Consider the following 21,418-nt stretch of genomic DNA (forward strand, 5'->3'; position numbering starts at 1 on the left):
TGGAGTCAAGCGACCGGAGCAACAGAGCGACATTCGTGCCAGAAATGGCAAGTGGTTGATTTGCCGTGAAAATCGTTGATTACGTGAGGAAGTGGCGTTCACAGCTGAACACTTTTGAACAGTCGGGGTGATTGACAATGAACAATAGTGAACAACACTCTATGCACTGTTCACCCCCATGTAGGAGCTGCCGAAGGCTGCGATCTTTTGACTTTGACTTTGCTTTTCAAGATCAAGATCAAGATCAAGATCAAGATCAAGATCAAGATCAAAAGATCGCAGCCTTCGGCAGCTCCTACGGGGGAAGGTGAGCCCCATAACAATAATAAAATCGCTGCATTCAGAGGCTCGCCCCCATGGCCGCACCTGCTTCGCCGCTGTCCCACGACGCGATCGTCCAGACCTCCTGGCAACGTTGCCGCGCGTTCGGCCTCGACCACCAGAGCACCCCGGCTTTCGACCAGTTGCCCGCCGCCGGCATCGCGCAACTGCTCGACAGTCATCATTCGCTGGTGCAGACCACGCATCAGGAAGTCCTGCCCTACTACGAAAACATCCTCAGCAACTCCAACTGCCTGATCATGCTCGCCGACAATCAGGGCCAGGTGCTGACGTCGTGGGGCACGCAGCGCTTTATCGAACCGGGTCTGGCCCGGGGCTTTCAGGCCGGGGCGAGCTGGATGGAGCGCAGCAGCGGCACCAATGCGATCGGCACCGCGCTGGCCTGTGAGCAGGCGGTGCACATCGAACACGACGAACACTTCCTCAAGGCCAACCGCTTCATGACCGGCTCCGCCGCGCCGATCTTCGACGCCGAGCGCAAGGTCATCGCCGTGCTCGATGTGTCCAGCGACAGCTACCTGCCGCCCTCGCACACCTTGGGCATGGTCAAAATGATGAGCCAGACCGTGGAAAACCGGCTGATCCTCAACCTGTTCCATGGCCAGCATTTTCAACTGACCTTCAACACCGGGTTGAACAACCTCGACAGCCAATGGGCCGGGTTGTTGATCTTTGATGAAAGCGGCCAGGTGCTCTCGGCCAATCGCCGCGCCGACAATCTGCTCGGCGTGCGTCTGTCCCGCGTCAGCGTTGAAAGCCTGTTCAAGGTGTCGCTGCTGGAGCTGATCAATCAGCCCGAAGGGATGCCGTTTGCCTTGCAGACCTCCGGGCGCAACCGTTTCCAGTGCTTGCTCAAACGACCGAAACAGGCGCCGGTGCAAGCGCGGATGTTTGTCGCCGAGGACAAGCCTGCGCCAGCCACTGCGATCAGCCTCAATACCCTGCATTTCGGCGACAGCCGCGTGGAAAAAGCCGTGCGTCAGGCCGAGCGTTTGCTGGAAAAAGACATTCCGTTGTTGATCCACGGTGAAACCGGCGTCGGCAAAGAAGTCTTCGTTAAAGCCCTGCACCAGGCCAGCTCGCGTAGTAAACAGGCGTTCATTGCGGTGAACTGCGCGGCCATCCCCGCCGAACTCGTCGAGTCGGAACTGTTCGGCTACGAGAAAGGCGCTTTCACCGGCGCCAACCAGAAAGGCAGCATCGGCCTGATCCGCAAGGCCGACAAAGGCACGCTGTTTCTCGACGAGATCGGCGATATGCCGCTGCCGACCCAAGCGCGTTTGTTGCGAGTGTTGCAAGAGCGTTGCGTGCAGCCGGTGGGCAGCAGCGAGTTGTTTGCGGTGGATCTGCGAATTATCTCTGCGACCAACCGATCGTTGCGCGAGCAGGTGCAATTGGGCCGCTTTCGTGAGGATTTGTATTACCGGATTGGCGGGCTGACGCTGGAACTGCCGCCGCTGCGCGAGCGCAGTGACAAGCAAGCGCTGTTCAAACGGCTGTGGGAGCAGCATCGCGAGCCGACGCAGTGGGCGGGGCTGAGCCCGGAGGTGTTGGAGCTGTTCGAGAAGCACCCGTGGCCGGGGAATCTGCGTCAGGTCAGCAGCGTGATGCAGGTGGCGCTGGCCATGGCCGAAGAGCAACCGGTGCGGCCGGAGCATTTGCCGGATGATTTTTTTGTCGACCTGGAGATGGAGCCGGTGGAGACGGCTGCGCCGCTGGGGCTGGATTTGAATGATGCTGAGGCGTTGAACAGGGAGTTGAAGGCAGCTGGAGGGAATATCTCGCACCTGGCGCGGCGGTTGGGGGTGAGTCGGAATACTCTCTATAAGCGATTGCGGCAGATTGGCAATTAAAAGCCAGATCAAAAGATCGCAGCCTTCGGCAGCTCCTACATGGAAACGCGATCCCTGTAGGAGCTGCCGAAGGCTGCGATCTTTTGATCGCTCCCACGCAGAGCGTGGGAACGAACAAGGCAGGCGCCTACTCAGTCAGCCAACCGCCACGTAGTCCCACCCTTGCCATCTTCCAGTACCACACCCATCGCGGTGAGCTGATCACGAATGCGGTCCGACTCGGCCCAATCCTTACCCGCCCGCGCCGCCAGACGCGCCGCGATCAATGCATCGACTTCAGCCGCGTCGACACGCCCTTCAGCGCCCGCCTGCAGGAAATCCTCGGCCTCCAACTGCAACACACCCAAAACGCTGGCCAGCTCTTTCAGACGCGCCGCCAGACCTGCCGCTGCATCAAGATCGCTCTCACGCAGACGGTTGATCTCGCGCACCATCTCGAACAGCACGGCGCACGCTTCAGGGGTGCCGAAGTCGTCGTTCATCACCGTAGTGAAACGCTCGACGAACGCCTCGCCACCGGCCGGCGCCACAGAGGGCAGGCCTTTCAACGCGTGGTAGAAACGCTCGAGTGCGCCCTTGGCGTCCTTGAGGTTGTCTTCCGAGTAGTTGATCGCGCTGCGGTAGTGGCTCGACACCAGCAGGTAACGCACCACTTCCGGATGGTACTTGTCGAGCACGTCGCGGATGGTGAAGAAGTTGTTCAACGACTTGGACATCTTCTCGCCATTGATGCGAATCATGCCGCAATGCATCCACGCGTTGGCGTAGGTCTTGCCGGTGGCCGCTTCGCTCTGGGCGATTTCGTTTTCATGGTGCGGGAACTCCAGATCGCTGCCGCCGCCATGAATGTCGAAGGTCTCGCCGAGGCAGCAGGTCGACATCACCGAGCACTCGATGTGCCAGCCCGGACGCCCGGCGCCCCATGGCGATTCCCAGCTCGGCTCGCCCGGCTTGGCGGCTTTCCACAGGACGAAGTCGAGCGGGTCTTCCTTCGACTCGTCGACCTCGATACGGGCGCCGATGCGCAGGTCTTCGATCTTCTTGCGCGACAGCTTGCCGTAGCCCATGAATTTGCCGACGCGGTAGTACACGTCGCCATTGCCCGGGGCGTAAGCGTAGCCCTTGTCGATCAGGGTCTGGATCATTGCGTGCATGCCAGCGATGTGATCGGTGGCGCGCGGTTCCATGTCCGGCTTCTGGATGTTCAGGCGCGCTTCGTCTTCGTGCATCGCGGCGATCATGCGCTCGGTCAGCGCTTCGAACGATTCACCGTTCTCGCGGGCGCGATTGATGATCTTGTCGTCGATGTCGGTGATGTTGCGCACGTAGGTCAGGTCATAACCGCTGAAGCGCAACCAGCGCGTCACCAGGTCGAACGCGACCATGCTGCGGCCGTGGCCGAGATGGCAGTAGTCGTACACGGTCATCCCGCAGACGTACATGCGCACCTTGTTGCCATCCAGCGGCTTGAAGACTTCTTTGCTCTTGGTGAGCGTGTTGTAGATCGTTAGCACGTTAGTTCCTTGACTCACTCACTGGCCCCACGAATCACGCAGGGTCACGGTACGGTTGAATACCGGCTGACCGGGTTTCGAGTCCTTCAGATCCGCGACGAAGTAGCCTTCGCGCTCGAACTGGAAACGGTCTTCCGGCTGTGCATTGCCGAGCGATGGCTCGGCGCGACAACCGGTCAGCACTTGCAGCGAGTCAGGGTTGATATTGTCGAGGAAGCTGGCGCTGTCTTCGGCCTTCTCCGGGTTCGGCGAGCGGAACAGGCGATCGTACAGACGCACTTCGCACTCGACGCTGGCAGCGGCCGGCACCCAGTGAATGACGCCCTTGACCTTGCGCCCTTCCGGGTTCTTGCCGAGGGTGTCCGGGTCGTACGAGCAACGCAGTTCGACGATATTGCCGTCGGCGTCCTTGATCGCTTCGTCGGCACGAATCACGTAGCTGCCGCGCAGACGCACTTCACCGGCCGGTTCCAGACGCTTGTAGCCCTTCGGTGGCTCTTCCATGAAGTCTTCACGGTCGATGTAGATTTCCCGGGCGAACGGCAAGGCGCGCACGCCCATGTCTTCTTTCGGGTGGCGTGGCAGTTCGAGATTTTCGACCTGGCCTTCCGGGTAGTTGGTGATGACCACTTTCAACGGACGCAGCACGCACATCGCGCGCGGTGCGCTGTGGTCGAGGTCGTCGCGGATGCTGAATTCCAGCATGCCGAAGTCGACCACGCCGTCGGAACGGTTGGTGCCGATCATTTCGCAGAAGTTGCGGATCGATTTCGGCGTGTAGCCTCGGCGGCGGAAGCCCGACAGCGTGGACATGCGCGGATCGTCCCAGCCGTTGACGTGCTTCTCGTCAACCAGTTGCTTGAGCTTGCGCTTGCTGGTGATCGTGTAGTTCAGGTTCAGGCGGCTGAACTCGTACTGGCGCGGGTTCGCCGGCACCGGCAGGTTCTCCAGGAACCACTCGTACAGCGGGCGATGGCTTTCGAACTCGAGGGTGCAGATCGAATGGGTGATGCCTTCGATGGCGTCCGACTGCCCGTGGGTGAAGTCGTAGTTCGGGTAGATGCACCACTTGTCGCCGGTCTGGTGGTGATGAGCGTGGCGGATGCGATACATGATCGGGTCGCGCAGGTTCATGTTCGGCGAAGCCATGTCGATCTTGGCCCGCAGCACGCGGGCGCCGTCGGCGAACTCACCGGCCTTCATGCGCGCGAACAGGTCGAGGTTCTCTTCCACGGTGCGGTCGCGGAACGGGCTGTTCTTGCCCGGCTCGGTCAGGCTGCCACGGTATTCCCTGGCCTGTTCCGGGGTCAGGTCGTCGACGTAGGCCTTGCCGGCCTTGATCAGCTCGACGGCCCAGTCGTGCAACTGGTCGAAATACTGCGAGGCGTAGCGCACTTCACCGGACCATTCGAAGCCCAGCCATTTGACGTCGCTTTCGATCGCGTCGATGTATTCCTGATCTTCCTTGGCCGGGTTGGTGTCGTCGAAACGCAGGTGCGTGACGCCACCGAACTCCTGGGCCAGGCCGAAGTTGACGCAGATCGACTTGGCGTGGCCGATGTGCAGGTAGCCGTTGGGCTCCGGCGGGAAGCGAGTCACGATCTGGGTGTGCTTGCCCGAGTCCAGGTCTGCCTGGATGATCGGCCGCAGGAAGTTGACCGGCACGGCAGGGCCGGACTTGGCATTCGAGGTAGGGTCGACAGTGGGCTTGCTCATAGGATCCTTGACGTACAGGTGCGCGGCCGCAAAGAGGGGCCAGACAAAACAAAGCCGCTATCATAGCCGATGCTGTCAAGGGCCTGACAGAGCAGCTCTTATAAAGGCATGCATTTAATCGCCGGGATTTGAAAAACCGCCTCGAAATTCGCGCCTGTCACGCTAAACTGCGCACCTTGGCCGAAGCAGGCTGAACCGGTTGTGGGGCTAAAGGTCCCAGAACCACGAATTCCCTATGAAGAGTAATGACCATGACTCAAGTCAAACTGACCACCAACCATGGCGAGATCGTCATCGAACTGAACGCTGAAAAGGCGCCGATCACCGTTGCCAACTTCATCGAGTACGTGAAGGCCGGTCACTACGAAAACACTGTTTTCCACCGCGTCATCGGTAACTTCATGATCCAGGGCGGCGGTTTCGAGCCTGGCATGAAAGAAAAGAAAGACAAGCGCCCAAGCATCCAGAACGAAGCGGACAACGGTCTTTCCAACGACAAGTACACCGTCGCCATGGCCCGCACCATGGAGCCGCATTCGGCTTCGGCACAGTTCTTCATCAACGTTGCCGACAACACCTTCCTCAACCACAGCGGCAAGAACGTGCAGGGCTGGGGCTACGCGGTATTCGGTAAAGTCACCCAAGGCACCGACGTTGTCGACAAGATCAAAGGCGTGTCGACCACTTCCAAGGCCGGCCACCAGGACGTACCCGCAGACGACGTGATCATCGAGAAAGCCGAGATCATCGCAGCGTGATATTGCTGATTTCAGACTTGCATCTGGAAGAGGAGCGCCCGGACATTACCCGGGCGTTTCTGGATTTGCTCGCCGGACGCGCCCGCTCGGCGAGTGCGTTGTACATCCTCGGCGACTTCTTCGAGGCGTGGATTGGCGACGACGCCATGACGCCCTTTCAGCGCTCCATCTGCCAGGCCCTGCGCGATTTGAGCGACAGCGGCACGGCCATATTCCTGATGCACGGCAATCGCGACTTCATGCTCGGCAAGGCTTTCTGCAAACAGGCCGGCTGCACATTGCTGAAGGATCCGAGTGTCGTGCAGTTCTACGGCGAGCCGGTGCTGCTGATGCACGGCGACAGCCTGTGCACCCGCGACGTTGGCTACATGAAGCTGCGCCGCTACCTGCGCAACCCGATCACCCTGTTCATCCTGCGTCATCTGCCGCTGAGCAGCCGCCATAAACTGGCGCGCAAGCTGCGCAGCGAGAGCCGTGCGCAAACGCGGATGAAGGCCAATGACATCGTTGATGTCACCCCGGAAGAGATTCCGCGAGTGATGCAGGAGTTCGGCGTGAAAACCCTGATTCACGGCCACACCCACCGCCCGGCGATTCACAAGTTGCAGCTTGGTGAACAGGCGGCGAAGCGGATTGTGCTAGGGGATTGGGATCGTCAGGGTTGGGCGTTGCAGGTGGACGAGAGCGGGTACGCATTGGCCCCGTTCGACTTCGCCCCGCCACCCGCCCTGCCTGCCCCTACGATTTAAAGCGAAGATCAAAAGATCGCAGCCTTCGGCAGCTCCTACATTGGAATGCGTTCTCCTGTAGGAGCTGCCGAAGGCTGCGATCTTTTAGCAGTCACCGCAAAATCAATGAGCGGATGCAGCAGGCCCTGCTTTGGCAGCAAACGGCGGTTTCGCCAGCCACACGATCAGAATCAACCCCATGAACCCCCAGCCCAGCAACGTGAAGTAATCCACGGTCGACAACATATACGCCTGGCTCGTGAGGATCTGATCCATCTGCGCATAGGCCGACTGACTTGCCCCGCCCAACTGATTCAAGGTTTCGCGGGTGGCCGGCTCGAAGGTGCTGATGCTCTCGCTCATGTACGCATGATGCTGATCGGCCCGGCGAATCCAGATCCAGGTGGTCAGCGACGCCGCAAAGCTACCGCCCAACGTCCGCAAAAACGTCGCCAGGCCAGCGCCATCGGCAATCTGGCTCGGCGGCAAGTCCGACATCAGAATGCTCAGGGTCGGCATGAAGAACAGCGCCACACCGATGCCCATGAACAACTGCACCAGCGCGATGTGCTGAAAGTCCACCTCGTTGGTGAACTCGGCACGCATAAAGCAGCTCAAGCCAATCGCCAGAAATGCCAGCCCGGCGAGCAGACGCAGGTCGAACTTGTTCGCGTACTTGCCGACAAACGGCGACAGCAGCACCGGCAGAATACCGATCGGTGCCACCGCCAGGCCCGCCCAGGTCGCGGTGTAGCCCATTTGCGTTTGCAACCACTGCGGCAGGATCAGGTTGATGCCGAAGAAACCGGCATAACCCAGCACCAGCACCAGCGTGCCGATGCGGAAGTTGCGATAGGCGAACAGACGCAGATTGACCACCGGGTGGCGGTCGGTCATTTCCCAGATCACGAACACCGCCAGCGCGACCACGGAAATCGCCGCGCCGACAATGATGAAATTCGACTCGAACCAGTCCAGGTCATTGCCTTTGTCGAGGATCACCTGCAACGCGCCGACGCCAATGATCAGCGTGATCAGGCCGACGTAATCCATCGGCTGGCGACTGGTGACCACCGGCCGTTTCGCCAGTTGCGAACGCACCACCATCACCGCAAAGATGCCGATCGGCACGTTGATGAAGAAGATCCACGGCCAGCTGTAACTGTCGGTAATCCAGCCACCGAGAATGGGCCCGGCAATCGGCGCGACCACCGTGACCATCGCCAGCAGCGCCAGGGCCATCCCGCGTTTCGCCGGCGGATACACCGCGATCAATAGGGTCTGCGTCATCGGGTACAGCGGCCCGGCGACCAGACCTTGCAGCACACGAAAACCGATCAGCTCGGGCATCGAAGTCGAGATACCGCAGAGAAACGACGCCAGCACAAACAGCATCGTCGCCCACAGAAACAGCTTCACCTCGCCGAAGCGGCGGCTGAGCCAACCGGTCAGCGGCAGCGCAATCGCATTGCTCACGGCAAACGAAGTGATGACCCAAGTGCCCTGCTCCGAACTCACCCCGAGGTTGCCGGAAATCGTCGGCAGCGCCACGTTGGCGATGGTCGTGTCGAGCACTTGCATGAACGTCGCCAGCGACAGGCCGATGGTGCTGAGCAACAGGCTGGGCGGCGTGAAAGAAGCGTTATTGCTCATTGTGAATCCCTTGAAACCAGGTAGGCGCTGCGTCAGTTACAGACACACCGGCCCATTGTGGGAGCGAGCCTGCTCGCGAATGCTGACCGACATTCAACACAGATGTCGTCTGACACACCGCTTCGCGAGCAGGCTCGCTCCCACAGGGTTAAATGCAGATTCAGCGCTGTGCGGTCTTGCCCGCCGCAGCGCTGTTGTCGTGGATCAGCTGGGCAATCATCGCGTCCGCTTCGGCCAGTTGACGCTCGTAGACGTTGGTGCTGAACGAGGCTTTCTGCGGCGGTTGCTGGGCCAGCACCGGGCCGCTCTGGTCGTGCAGATTCACTTCGACATTGGTCGACAGACCGACACGCAGCGGGTGTTTGGCCAGCTCTTCGGCATTGATGTGAATGCGCACCGGCACGCGCTGGACGATCTTGATCCAGTTACCGGTGGCGTTCTGCGCCGGCAGCAAGGCAAACGCGCTGCCGGTACCCGCGCCGAGGCTGTCGACGGTGCCGCTGTATTTCACATCACTGCCGTAAATGTCGGCCTCGATATCCACCGGCTGGCCGATGCGCATGTCACGCAGTTGGGTTTCCTTGAAGTTGGCATCGATCCACAGCTGATCCAGCGGAATCACCGCCATCAACGCGGTGCCTGGCTGTACGCGCTGGCCGAGTTGCACGGTGCGCTTGGCGACGTAACCGGTGACCGGCGCGATCAAGGTGCTGCGCGCATTGGTCAGGTAGGCCTGACGCAGATCGGCAGCCGCCGACATCACGTCTGGATGCGACGAGACCACGGTGTCGTCGACCAGTGCGCTAGTGGTTTTCAGTTGCTGTTTGGCGTTGGCCAGTGCGTTCTGCGCCGAGGTCAGGTCGTCGCGGGCGTGGGACAGTTCTTCCTGGGAAATCGCCCCGCCCTGAGCCAGATTTTTGCGGCGGTTGTAGTTGTCCTGGGCTTTCTGCACTTCGGCCTGCTGCGCGTTGACCTGCGCTTTCATGCCGTCAACGTTGCTGTACAAACCGCGCACCTGACGCACGGTGCGCGCCAGTTTGGCCTTGGCACTTTGCAGGCCGACTTCGGCGTCGTTGGGGTCGAAGTTGACCAGCACCTGGCCTTCATGGACCAGATCACCGTCGTCTGCGCCGATGCTGACCACGGTGCCGGTGACCAGCGGCGTGATCTCAACGACGTTGCCGTTGACGTAGGCATCGTCGGTGCTTTCGTTAAAGCGCCCGATGAATTCGTGATAGGCCCAGACGCCGGCAATGGCGAGCAGGACGACCACGGCGAGGGCCAGCAGCATCACTTTGCGTTTGCGCGGGTTGCCGGTGTCCGGGGTGTTGTCTTGAGCTTGGGTGTTTTCGGCAGTGGCCATGACAAATACCTTGAATTAATGGTGCGACGAGGCTGGGCTGGCGTTGGTTGCATTCAGGTTTTCACCCTGAAAGCCGCCGCCCAGCGCTTGCATCAGTTGAATCGACAGGTCGATCTGCTCGGCATTGAGGGTCGCCAGCTGACGCTGGGCCTGGAGCAATTGCTGCTCGATGCTGAGCACGTCCAGGTAGTTGCCGATGCCGGAACCGTAACGCTGGACGACGGTGTTGTAAGAATCCTGAGCGATGTCGGTGGCATGTTGCTGCGCGCCGATCTGCCGGCCGATATCGCGCAGCTGATTGATCGTATCGCCGACATCGCCGAGGGCTTTCACCAGGCTTTTGTTGTACTGCGCCACCGCCAGATCGTAATCAGCGTCGCGGGCATCAAGGCTGGCGCGCAGGCGTCCGCCATCGAAGATCGGCAGCGACACGGTCGGCGCGATGTTGAAGAAACGGCTGGCGGAACCGAACATCGCATCACCGAGCAACGACTCGGCGCCGGCCGAGGCCGACAGGTTGAGGTTGGGATAGAAACGGGTTTTCGCCGCGTCGATATCCTTGCTCGCCGCCTCGACACGCCAGCGCGCCGCGACCAGATCCGGGCGGCGCCCGAGCAGTTCCGCCGGCAACACCGACGGCACCGCCACTGCACTGGCTTGCAGGACTTTCGGTCGGGCGATTTCGTTGCCGCGATCCGGGCCCTTCCCGAGCAATACCGCCAAGGCGATTTTCGCGCTGTTCAGGCGTTTTTCCGCGTCGATCAGGCTGGCCTGAGAACTGGCTTCCAGACTCTGGGTTTGCTGGAACTGGTACTGGCTGTCGATCCCGGAACTCAAGCGGCGCTGGCTGAGGTCAAGCATTTGCCGGGTGCGCTTGAGGTCTTCGCTGGCGAGGTCGTAAACGATGTGCGCCTGACCGAGATCGCTGTAAGCACGGGCGACGTCAGCAGCGAGTGTCAGCTGCGCGGCCTGACGATCGACTTCAGCGGCGCGCGCCTCGCCGAGGGCGGCTTCCCAGGCATCGCGCTGGCCGCCCCACAAGTCGAAGTTGTAATTGAAGCCGGCGCTGACATTGCGCACCGTCGCATAGGCACCGCCCTGCCCCAACGGATCCTGATCGCGGGCCAGACGCGAACGGCTGACGCCAGCGCTGGCGTCGAGGGTCGGATAGCGCTCGGCATCGGCGGCATACGCGGCGGCGCTGGCCTGGTGCGCGCGGGCTTCAGCGATCTGCATGTCCGGGCTGTCGTGCAGGGCTTCGCGGATCAGCCCGTCAAGCTGCGGATCGCCGAGGCTGCTCCACCAGTCGCTTTTCGGCCACGCCGCCGGCGACAGGGTCACGCCTTGCAGAGACTTCGCTGTCTTCAACTGCGCCACGTCGAGGCGCTGGCCTTCGGTGTCGAGGCCGCTGTAGTTGGCGCAACCGGCGAGGATCATCGCCGACAGCAACAGCGTCAGGCTGCTGCGCAAGGTCTTAGCGCTCATTGTGTTCACCCAAACGCTGGACGGTGATCGGGTCACCGGCGGCCAGAAGGATTTTCTTCAGGATGTATTCCAGGGTCTTCAGCTCGTCGCGGGAGATCGCGCCGGCCAGTTCATTCATCGCATCGGCACCGATGTGCGGCAGGCGATCGGCCAGTTGCTGGCCCTGCTCGGTCAGCTTCAGCTGCACCTGACGACGGTCACCTTCGCTGCGCTGACGAAGCAGAAAAGCTTTCTGCTCGAGACGATCGAGCATCCGCGTCATCGAACCGCTATCGAGCGACAAGTGCCGGCACAGCTCGGCCGGTGTGTCGACGCCGAACTGGGCCATGATGATCAACACCTTGAACTGCGCAGCGGTAATGCCGTGGGGTTCCATGTGGGTGTCGATGATCCGGTCCTTGAGCAACGCGGCACGGCCGAGTAACAGGCCGAGGTGGCAGTGTTTGAATTCTTCCGGGGTGAAATGCTTCATGGGCTGACCTGATAACTGCCTAGGCAGTGAATGTATGTCGAGATGTTACTGCTTAGGCAGCGAATGTCAACGCAATAGTTAGCAGGCTTGGTAATTAGTTGCGTTTTAGCGATATAGAGGCGCTGGAATGCATTCCCCTGTAGGAGTGAGCCTGCTCGCGATGAGGCCGTCAGCCGCACCTTCTCTGCCGACCGGAAAGCCGCCTTCGCGAGCAGGCTCACTCCTACAAAAGCAAGAGCAAGAGCAAAAGATCGCAGCCTTCGGCAGCTCCTACAGTTTCCGCGTTCGCCCATGGGCCGAGTGTCAGCTCGCCCGCTTTTGATCTTGATCCACCAGCGACGTAGGAAGGCTGAGCGGAGGGATTGATCCGGGCGTGGGAGCGCAGCGACCGTCTGGCGCAGCCAGACACAGCGGAAGGAGGTGCAGCGAAGCAAACCGGAGCCGCTGCGCCCGGATCGATCCCGCAGCGAAGGAACCCGAGCCTGCGAGGGCCGAACGTAGGAGCAAGCCTTTTGGGTTACCTTTTTGGCGTTTGAAAAAGGTGACCCGCCGTAAGGGCGGAACCCTAAGCAGCCGTTACCGCAGCAATGGATATGTACTCGGTGGCCTGACAAAAGCCTTCGCGAGCAGGCTCACTCCTACAGGGGGGGAACGCATTCCAACTGTGGGAGCGAGCCTGCTCGCGAAGGGTGCGACTCGGTTGAAATGAACAGATGCGCTCTAGAAATCGCGCTTGTAGAAAATATCCAGCGAACTCGCCACGCCGCTCGCCGCTTCGACGTAGACCTTCTTGCTCAGCTTGTAGCGCAAGGCGATGGTGCTGGCCGGTTCGAAGACGCCGACGCCATAGCGCAGGCTGAGTTTTTCGGAGATGTTGCCGCTGGCGACAACGCTGGTGTCGTTGCCGCTGCCCTGGGTGTCGAGCTGGAAGTCCTCGATGCCCAGATCCTTGGCCAGGCCGCTGGTGACCCCGGCGCTCCCCATCAGACCGAGGCCCAGCGCGGCTTGGGCGAGCATGTTGTTGTCTTCGCCGTTGGTGCTCAGCGGACGGCCCAGCACCAGATACGACAGCGCCTGCTCCTGACTCATGGCCGGTTCGGAGAAGATCTGCGTGGTCGGCTGTTCGGCGCTGCCGCTCAGGCGAATGCCGGCAATGACGTCGTCGGTCTGGCGGATCGCTTCGATGTCCAGATACGGCTGGTCGATGGGGCCGGCGAACAACAGACGCGCACGCCGTACCGTGAGGCGCTGGCCATAGGCGCGATAGCGGCCGTCGTTGAGCCACAGTTCGCCACGGGTGTCCATATTGTCGCCGATGTGCACCTGGCCTTGCAGATTGGCGGTCAGGCCAAAACCGGCGAAGCTCAGTTTGTCCTGGCCGACGATCACGTCGATGTCCATTTTCATCGCGATCGGCGGTTTGCCCTCTTCGGTCTGCGCACCAACAATGATGGTGTCGTCGGAGACTTTCACCGTTGATGGTGGCAGCTCGCGCACAGTGATTTCGCCTTTCGGCACCAGCACCTTGCCGGCAACTTTCAGCTCATCGCCGGCCATGGAAATCTTCAGATCCGGGGCCATTTCCAGTTTGGCGTAGGGTTCGACGCTGACCGGCAATTGCGTGCCCTTGAGCGCCAGATCGACCACCAGCGCCTGGCCCCAGGCGACGTTGCCGTTGAGGCTGCCCCGGCCGGTCTTGCCGCTGTTCCAGCCGCCGTCCAGACGCACCGATTCGCCGGCAATCGCTGCGGTCAGTTGCAGGTTCTGCAGCTCCATCGGCAGTTCGGCGCCGGACACTTCGCCGTCGCTGAGCTGCACGGTGCCATTGACCAGCGGCGCGAGCAGGCCACCGGACAGCGTGCCGCTGCCGTTGAGCCGGCCGGTGAGTTTTTCCACCATCGGTACAAACGGCCGCGCCACCGACAGGTCGAGGCCGGAAAGGCGGAACGAGCCGCTCAGCGGTTTGTTTTTCGGCAACGGATTGAGCTGCGCCTGCACCATCAATTCGCCGAGTTTGCCGCCGACGAAGTTGAGTTCGGTGTCGACGCGCTTGGGCGTGAGTCTGCTGCTGAGCTTGAGCGTCTGGTAGGGGAAATCCAGCCACTGATCCTTGTCGCGCACGCGCAGGGTGCCGCCGCTGGCATCGACACTGACCACGCCGTTCGGGCCGCTGGCCGGCAGGTCCAATTGCACAGCGGCGTTGAGCCGGCCCTGCCAGGCGAAGTCCTTGGGCAGCCATTGCGCGAGGCTTTCGATCGGGAATTGCTTGAGGTGATAGCGCAGCTTCGGCTCGGGCATCAGGCGCTGGTCTTCACCGCACAGGCTGGCATTGCCGGACAGCCAGCAATGCGCGCCGAAATTGATCTGGCCGTTCGCAAGACGTTCCAGCCTCGCCGGGCTTTGCAGTTTCCAGTCCTGGCCACCGGCCTGAATGTCGCCGCTGGCCAAGCGTCCGCGCCAGTTGCCCTTGTCCAGATTGCCGTCCAGACCGAGAGCAAGTTTCAGCTTCGGCCCGATCAGGTCGAGGTTGAGTTTCTGGCTTTTGATATCGCCCTGAGCACTGGCGGTCAGGGTGCCCAGCGCGGTGTCGCCGGTCTGAATGCCGCTGCCTTTGAGATTGATTTTCGCTCGTTGCGCACTGTCGAGGGTGGCGTCGAGGTTGAGGCTTTGCAGGCGATTATCCTGAAAGGCCAGTTGCGAACCTTGCAGATCGAGCTTGCCCTGTGGCGCCTTCAGCGTGCCAGCGACGTTGACCTGACCGTTGACCTGCCCGCGCAATTGCGGCCATAGCTGCGCGAGACGCGGCAGCTTGATATCGATCTGCCCGCCGAGCTTGTCCTGCAGGCTGCCCTTGCCGCTGATGCTGTTATCGCCGAGGCGGATTTGCAGGGCATTGAGGTTCCACCGCTCGCCCGCGCCGTCAGCCTTGGCTTGCAGAATCGCCGGTTGGCCGCGCAGTTTGCCTTTGAGATCGAGGTCGGCGCTGAGGCTCAGTCGCTCATTCTTCATCTCGCCTTTGCTCTTCAGCGGCCCGGCCAGGGTGCCCGGCAGTTCCGCGACCCAGTACGCCGGGTTGAGCGCCGACAGATCCAGCGCGGTATCCCAGGCGATGCCGTCGGCGAAGCGCACAATGACGTGCCCTTCGGCCCTGCCCTGCCCGGCCTGCATGACCAGTTGCGGCAAGGCGATCTGTTCGAGGCTGCCGCTGAATGGACTGCTCAGGGTGAACGCACCGGCCGGGCCATCCAGCGCAGCGTTGAAATTGCCGAGGTACTGGCCGTCGGTGTAGGACACTTCGCCAGTGAAAGTACGCAACGCGACTTGCGGCTCGTCGATTTCCGGATAGAGCCGATGCCACGGGAAGTCTTGCCAGTTGATATTGGCCTGGGCGCTGAGGCCTTTGCTCCAGTCGACATTGCCGGTGAGCTTGAGGCTCTGCGTGTCATTAGCGTTGATGTCGAGCTCGGCGATCTGCGCGCCGCTGGCGTCAACCTTGCCCTTGAGAAGCAGCGTCACCGGTGATTTCTCGGCGGGCAGCGTGGCATTGCCGAGCAGTTGATAACCGTTTTTCAGGTCGCCTTCGCCCGTGAGCAACAGCTGATTGAATTGCAGGGTGTCCGGCAGATCGGCGCTCGGTTTGAACGCCTCGCTGGTGATGCGCACCTTGGCCGGGAGGTTTTCCGCCAGCGCTTGCAATTCGCCGCTCAACTGGCCGTCGAGGTAGCCACGGCTGTCGGCGTGCAGGTTGAGGGTTTTCAGCAGGTCGCCGTCGACTTTCAGCGCCAGCGTCCACGGTTCGCTGCCGGGTGCAGGCAAGGTCAGATCGCCCTGAATATTCAGCGGCCAGTTGCCGCTCGGTTGCAGCAGGCCGGACAGGTTCAGGCTGAGTTCGTCACGCTGCAATTTCACGCTGTCGATCTGCAGACCCTGAGCGGTCCAGTGCGCCGCCAGTTGCAAGCCCTTGAGCTGTTCGCTGCCGTTGAACAACAGACTGCCGACCTCGACGTCACCCAGTTCAATGGCCAGCGGCAATTGCAGATCGGGCAGTTTGATCGGGCCGCTCTCGGTGGTTTCTTCGCTCGGCGGGAATTGCAGGATCACCTGCTCGGCCTTGAGCTGATCGATGCACAAGGTCATGCGCGTCAGGCACAGCGGCGACCAAGCGAAGATCGCCTTGTTCAGCTCGACTCGGCTGGTGTCCTGCTGCCACACCAAATGATCGGCGCTCCATTGTCCACCGAGGCGACCCTGGAAATTCTCCACGCTCAAGCCGGGTACAAGGCCCAGCGCCCAACGGCTGCCGGCCTGCGTGCCAAGCAGTGCGGCCAGGCTCAAAACGATCAACAAGACCAGCGCCAACAAAGTCAGCGCCGTTATTTTCACACCACGCTTCACAGCTCAGGCCCCATGGAAAAGTGCAGCCGGATGCCGCCGTCATCGTCCAGCGCATGAGCGAGGTCGAGGCGGATCGGCCCGACCGGCGAGACCCAGCGCACACCTACGCCGACCCCGGTCTTGAGGTCGGGCAGTTCGAGTTTGTTGAAGGAGTTGCCCTGGTCGACGAAGGTCGCGACCCGCCATTTCTCGGCGATCGAATATTGATATTCGACGCTGCCGGCAATCATGTAGCGACCACCGATGCGGTCGCCGTCGGAGTTTTTCGGCGACAGGCTCTGGTAGTCGTACCCGCGCACGCTCTGATCGCCACCGGCAAAGAAGCGCAGCGACGGCGGAATCGAGTTGTAGCCATTGGTGGCGCTGCCGCCAACCTGCACGCGGCCGAGCAAGCGATGCTTGTCGAACACCGTGGTCAGGCCTTTGACCTGCGCGGTGCCGTATAAAAGGTTGTTGTCCGAACCCAGGCCTTCTTTGGCCACTTTGCTTTCGAAGCTCAGGCGATAGCCGTTGCGCGGGTCGATGCGGTTGTCGCTTTTCAGGTACGAATAACTGATGCCGGGCATGAGCAATGTGCTCAGGCCGGAGTCGTCACCGAGTTCGTATTCCTCGCGCTGCCACTTCAGCGAGATCACCCGCTGCCAGCCGCTGGGCAACTTGCTGTGCCATTCCGGGCCGAAGGTCAGCAGCTTGCTGAGGGTGTCGGAGCCTTCGATGTCTTCGAACTGATAGCCGCCGGCCCAGCGCAGTTTGTCGGTCAATGGCGGGTCGAGCGGGATGTCATAGAACAGCCCGACGTTCTGCCGGGGCGCCGAGAGCTCGGCCTCCCAGCCATAGCTGTCGCCCTGCGGGTTGACCCAGTGACGCGTCCAGTTGGCCTTGATCCGTGGGCCAACGTCGGTAGAGTAACCGAGGCCCAGGCCCATGGTGCGCGGCTTGCGCGTGTCGAGTTTGACCTCGACCGGGATCACATCGTTTTTCGCTGCGGTGGGCGCCGCGTCAACGCGCACGCCTTCGAAATAGCCGCTCGACTGCAGGTCGCGATTGAGTTCGGCAATCAGCTCGGAATCGTACGGTTCGCCTGCCTTGAACGGCACCATGCGTTGCAGCAGGTCTTCGTCGAACGGCGTGTCGCCCTCGAAACTGACTTTGCCCAGCGCATAACGCGGGCCGCTGTCGTAGATCAGTTCGATGTCGGCGACACCCGCGCGCGGATCGACCATGAGTTTCTGGCTGGTGAAATGGCCGCTGAAGTAACCGAAGCGCGAGGCCTGATTCTGGATGACCCGTTTGGCGTCTTCGTAGCGGCCATGGTTGAGCACTGCGCCGGACTTGAGCAGGTCGCTTTTCGGGACGCGAAAGGATTTCAGCGAGGCCGCCGGGCCATCGACGCGCACGGTGACGTTACGCAGGCGAATCGGCTCGCCGGGATCTATGTTCAGCACCAGACGCGGTTTTTCCCCGCCCTTGACGTCGCTGTCGATCTGCGGCTGGTAGTAGCCCAGCGCCTGAGCGGCTTTGCGCGCCTGCTCTTCGGCGCCGCGACTGAAGCGCAGCAAGGCTTCTTCGTCGCGATCGCCGAGGCTGCCGATATAGCCTTCTATATTGGCCTTGAGTTCATCGTTGGACGGCTTGATCCGTACATCCAATTCACTTTGCGCCAGCGCCGCGCAGCTGGATAACAGCATCAGCACGCCGCTGGTAAATCTTCGTGGAAACTTCATAGGCGCGGATGCTATCACGGGCTCGGGAGCCTGATAGAACAGGTAATTTGTGAAGAAGTTCGATCATTATCCCGTGGCTGTTTGTAACACCTGCGGGTTGGCGTGGAAAAATACGTGTTCGCGCACCGGTCCGACGGCAACCTCGCCGATCTCCTGATAACCCTGCCTTTTGTAGAATTCCAGATAGCGTGGGTTGCCGGTGTCGAGCACCACGCCTTGCGAGGTTTCATCGACCGCGCACCAGTTGTGCACGGCGGTGAGCAGTTGTTCGCCGTAGTGCTTGCCCTGAAACTGCGGATGTACGCCGAGCAGTGGCAGCATGTGCACCGAGTCGCCGGGCACGCACGCCGCCACGGCATCGTGATACTCCAGATAACGCCGGGTGCAGCGAAAACCGGTGCTGAGCACCATGCGCAACCGCCACGCCCAGCTTTCCGTTACCCCCAGACGACGTTGCGGCGGCGCGATCAGGGCGATGCCGATCAGGCGGTCGTTGACCAACAGGCCGATCGCCGGCAAATCCTGAAGGAAATGCTGTTTGACCAGCTCACGCACCGTGGCGCGCACGCGTTGTTCGTAGCCGGGACGCTCGGCCTCGAACAGGTAGCCGAAGGTCGGCTCGTGGCGATAGGCCTGATACAGCAACGAGCGGGCCTCGCGCGAGTAGCCGCGGTCGAGCATGTGGATGGCGGCGCTGGCGAACTGGGTTTCAGGCATGGCAGTGATTCTCCCCGGAGCGCGCTCGGAGGCTGGCGCGCTTGTTGGTACGAACCTTGGGCGGGTGTGGTGGTTCCCCTGACAGGTATAGACCAAGTCGGGATCTTCATCGATCTTGCCTGCCTCTTCGCGAGCAGGCTCGCTCCCACAGGGGACCGCGGTCTGAATGTGGGAGCGAGCCTGCTCGCGAAGGGGCCAGATCCAACAACCCGAAGCCCACAGGCCAAAATGATTTCTCCCACACTGGCCCATCTCCCCCATGTCAGCTAGCATCGCCCTTTTGCCAGGACTGCCGACCATGAAGATCGTTTCCTTCAACATCAACGGACTGCGTGCCCGTCCGCATCAGCTGGCAGCGCTGATCGAAAAACATCAGCCCGACGTGATCGGCCTGCAGGAAACCAAGGTTCACGACGACCAGTTCCCCCTCGAAGACATCCGCGCCCTGGGCTATCACGTGCACTTCCATGGCCAGAAAGGTCATTACGGTGTCGCCCTGCTCTCGCGCAACCAACCGATCGCCATCCACAAAGGCTTCGCCACCGATGAAGAAGATGCGCAGCGGCGCTTTATCTGGGGCACTTTCGCTGATGCCAATGGCGTGCCGGTGACAATCATGAACGGTTATTTCCCACAGGGTGAAAGCCGCGACCACCCGACCAAATTCCCTGCCAAACAGCGTTTCTACAGTGATTTGCAAGCGCTGCTGGAGAGCCAGTTCCACAACGAACAGCCACTGGTGGTGATGGGCGATGTGAACATTTCCCCGGAAGACTGCGACATCGGCATCGGCCCGGACAACATGAAGCGCTGGCTGAAAACCGGCAAATGCAGCTTTCTGCCGGAAGAACGCGAGTGGATGGCGCGCCTGAAGAACTGGGGCCTCACTGACAGCTATCGCCACCTCAATCCGCACGTGACCGACATGTTCAGCTGGTTCGACTACCGCAGCCGTGGTTTTGAAGACGAGCCCAAGCGCGGCCTGCGCATCGATGTGATTCTGGCTTCCCATGGTTTGCTGCCACGGGTCAAGGACGCGGGCGTGGACTACGAACTGCGCGGCATGGAAAAACCATCGGACCATGCGCCGATCTGGCTTGAATTGAGCTAAAAGCAAAAGATCGCAGCCTTCGGCAGCTCCTACATTTGGAATGCATTTTCCCTGTAGGAGCTGCCGAAGGCTGCGATCTTTTGATCTGTCATATTTCGGTCACGCGCCTGACTTAATCTCCCCGGCAATCCCCTTGGCTTGATTCGGTGCCGGCATGACCCTGCGTGTTCTCTGCGTTTTCCTGTTGAGTGGCTGGCTTTCGGTGTCCGCCGCCGCTCTGCCGATCCCCGAAAACGGCCCGGCATTGCGCATTCAGGGTTCCAACACCATCGGTGCCGAACTCGGCCCGGCGTTGGTCGAGGGCTTGTTACAGGAACAAGGCCTGCTGAAAATCCACCGCGAAACCCCGGACACCGCCAATGAACAACGCATCGTCGGCCAGACCGCACAAGGTCAACGCGTGGTCATTGAAGTCGCCGCCCACGGTTCCAGCACCGGTTTCACCGCGTTGAAAAACACCAGCGCCGATCTCGCCGCTTCTTCCCGGGAGATCAAGGACAGCGAACTGCTCGCCCTGCAAACCCTCGGCGATCTGAAAAGCCCGGCGGCCGAGCAAGTCATTGCCATCGACGGTTTGGCGATCATCCTCAACCCGGCCAATCCGCTGCAGCAGCTGGATACCGAACAACTGGCGCGGATTTTTGCCGGCGAAGTGAAAACCTGGGAAGACCTCGGTGGCCGTGGCGGCGCCATACATTTATATGCGCGGGATGATCAGTCCGGAACCTACGACACGTTCAAGGAACTGGTCCTGAGCCGGCGTGGGAAAAGTCTCAGCAGCACGGCGAAACGTTTCGAATCCAGCGAGCAGTTGTCCGACGCGGTCAGCGCCGATGCGCAGGGTATCGGTTTCATCGGCTTGCCTTACGTGCGTCAGGCCAAAGCCGTGGCGATTGCCGATGGCGCTTCGCAAGCAATGTTGCCGCTGAACAGTCTGATCGCTACCGAAGATTATCCGCTGTCGCGGCGCCTGTTCTTTTATCTGCCGCCCGACACACAGAATCAGTGGGCGCAGGCCTTGGCCAGCTTTGCCCAGAGTCCAGAGGGTCAAGCAATTGTCGCTGCCAGCGGTTTCGTCAGCCAGACCGTGCAGGCCATGAGCGTGGTGCCGAATGCGCTGATGCCCGAGGGTTACCAATCCCTCAGCCGACACGCCCAGCGTCTGACAGTGAACTTCCGTTTTGCCGAGGGTAGCGCCAGTCTGGACAACAAGGCGCGGCAGGATCTGGCGCGGGTGCTCGACTATATGAAGCGCAACGGCAAGACCGAGCGCGCGGTGACACTGGTGGGTTTTGGTGACCTCAAGGATGACCCGGCGCGGGCCGATCTGCTGTCGAAGCTGCGGGCGATGGCGGTGCGCCGCGAGCTGGTCAGGAACGGTGTGGTAATGCGCGAGGTGCGCGGCTTCGGCGCGCTGATGCCGGTGGCGACCAACAGTGCGGATGAAGGAAGGATCAAGAATCGGCGGGTGGAGGTTTGGGTGTATTGACCCTGATCCTTTTGTGGTGAAGCTGATGGCCCCTTCGCGAGCAAGCTCGCTCCCACAGGGATCTGTGCTGTTCACAAATCCAGTGTGGGAGCGAGCTT

At 61.1% G+C, this 21,418-nt stretch carries 14 protein-coding genes; 5 read left to right on the forward strand and 9 right to left on the reverse strand.

The annotated features are described in order from the left end of the window. Positions 1-356 precede the first annotated feature (356 nt). A complete protein-coding gene (locus AC0Z4S_RS12270; protein ID WP_485623178.1) occupies positions 357-2,195 on the forward strand; it encodes a sigma-54-dependent Fis family transcriptional regulator in 1,839 nt (612 codons plus the stop codon). Positions 2,196-2,326: 131 nt separating this feature from the next. Here the strand turns inward: AC0Z4S_RS12270 and cysS are convergent, their stop codons facing one another. Both cysS and AC0Z4S_RS12280 read right to left on the reverse strand, forming a co-directional pair. Further along, entirely contained in the window at positions 2,327-3,709 is a 1,383-nt protein-coding gene (gene cysS / locus AC0Z4S_RS12275; RefSeq protein WP_485623179.1) for a cysteine--tRNA ligase, read from the reverse strand. Between the two features lie 18 nt (positions 3,710-3,727). Beyond that, positions 3,728-5,425, reverse strand: a complete 1,698-nt coding sequence (locus AC0Z4S_RS12280; protein WP_485623180.1) for a glutamine--tRNA ligase/YqeY domain fusion protein — start codon at positions 5,423-5,425, stop codon at positions 3,728-3,730. A 251-nt stretch (positions 5,426-5,676) separates the two neighbouring features. Between AC0Z4S_RS12280 and AC0Z4S_RS12285 the strand changes: the two genes are divergently transcribed. Together AC0Z4S_RS12285 and lpxH are read left to right on the forward strand one after the other, a co-directional pair. Beyond that, positions 5,677-6,183: a peptidylprolyl isomerase gene (locus tag AC0Z4S_RS12285; protein ID WP_485623181.1), complete on the forward strand. Its 507-nt coding sequence runs from the start codon at positions 5,677-5,679 to the stop codon at positions 6,181-6,183. Further along, positions 6,180-6,932, forward strand: a complete 753-nt coding sequence (gene lpxH / locus AC0Z4S_RS12290) for a UDP-2,3-diacylglucosamine diphosphatase (RefSeq protein ID WP_122603066.1) — start codon at positions 6,180-6,182, stop codon at positions 6,930-6,932. Before AC0Z4S_RS12285 ends, lpxH begins: the two co-directional genes overlap by 4 nt. Before the next feature lie 102 nt (positions 6,933-7,034). Here lpxH and AC0Z4S_RS12295 read toward each other — a convergent pair whose 3' ends face one another. The 7 genes from AC0Z4S_RS12295 to AC0Z4S_RS12325 all read right to left on the reverse strand — a co-directional run bounded on the left by AC0Z4S_RS12295 (position 7,035) and on the right by AC0Z4S_RS12325 (position 18,720). Beyond that, the gene (locus AC0Z4S_RS12295; RefSeq protein ID WP_485623182.1) at positions 7,035-8,564 is read right to left on the reverse strand and encodes a DHA2 family efflux MFS transporter permease subunit; all 1,530 of its coding nucleotides are present in this window, start codon (positions 8,562-8,564) and stop codon (positions 7,035-7,037) included. A 160-nt stretch (positions 8,565-8,724) separates the two neighbouring features. Beyond that, positions 8,725-9,927, reverse strand: coding sequence for an HlyD family secretion protein (locus tag AC0Z4S_RS12300; RefSeq protein WP_310216936.1), 1,203 nt, complete (start codon positions 9,925-9,927; stop codon positions 8,725-8,727). 15 nt (positions 9,928-9,942) lie between these two features. Beyond that, positions 9,943-11,412: an efflux transporter outer membrane subunit gene (locus AC0Z4S_RS12305; protein ID WP_485623183.1), complete on the reverse strand. Its 1,470-nt coding sequence runs from the start codon at positions 11,410-11,412 to the stop codon at positions 9,943-9,945. Next, entirely contained in the window at positions 11,402-11,884 is a 483-nt protein-coding gene (locus tag AC0Z4S_RS12310) for a MarR family winged helix-turn-helix transcriptional regulator (protein WP_042609199.1), read from the reverse strand. The genes AC0Z4S_RS12305 and AC0Z4S_RS12310 overlap by 11 nt, the downstream gene beginning before the upstream one ends. A gap of 720 nt (positions 11,885-12,604) precedes the next feature. Next, positions 12,605-16,279, reverse strand: a complete 3,675-nt coding sequence (locus tag AC0Z4S_RS12315; protein WP_485623184.1) for a translocation/assembly module TamB domain-containing protein — start codon at positions 16,277-16,279, stop codon at positions 12,605-12,607. Then, the gene (locus AC0Z4S_RS12320) at positions 16,276-18,003 is read right to left on the reverse strand and encodes an autotransporter assembly complex protein TamA (RefSeq protein WP_253503375.1); all 1,728 of its coding nucleotides are present in this window, start codon (positions 18,001-18,003) and stop codon (positions 16,276-16,278) included. Before AC0Z4S_RS12320 ends, AC0Z4S_RS12315 begins: the two co-directional genes overlap by 4 nt. Before the next feature lie 66 nt (positions 18,004-18,069). Further along, complete coding sequence (locus AC0Z4S_RS12325; RefSeq protein WP_042609196.1) at positions 18,070-18,720, reverse strand: GNAT family N-acetyltransferase; 651 nt, start codon at positions 18,718-18,720, stop codon at positions 18,070-18,072. 298 nt (positions 18,721-19,018) lie between these two features. On the opposite strand from AC0Z4S_RS12325, the gene xthA reads away from it, so the two are divergent. Further along, the gene (xthA, locus tag AC0Z4S_RS12330; protein WP_485623185.1) at positions 19,019-19,831 is read left to right on the forward strand and encodes an exodeoxyribonuclease III; all 813 of its coding nucleotides are present in this window, start codon (positions 19,019-19,021) and stop codon (positions 19,829-19,831) included. A gap of 154 nt (positions 19,832-19,985) precedes the next feature. Beyond that, positions 19,986-21,320 (forward strand): substrate-binding domain-containing protein, encoded by a 1,335-nt coding sequence (locus AC0Z4S_RS12335; protein ID WP_485623186.1) that lies wholly within the window; start codon positions 19,986-19,988, stop codon positions 21,318-21,320. Positions 21,321-21,418 lie beyond the last annotated feature (98 nt).

It is taken from the genome of Pseudomonas sp. 1L-B-1-E-C1, assembly GCF_057291835.1.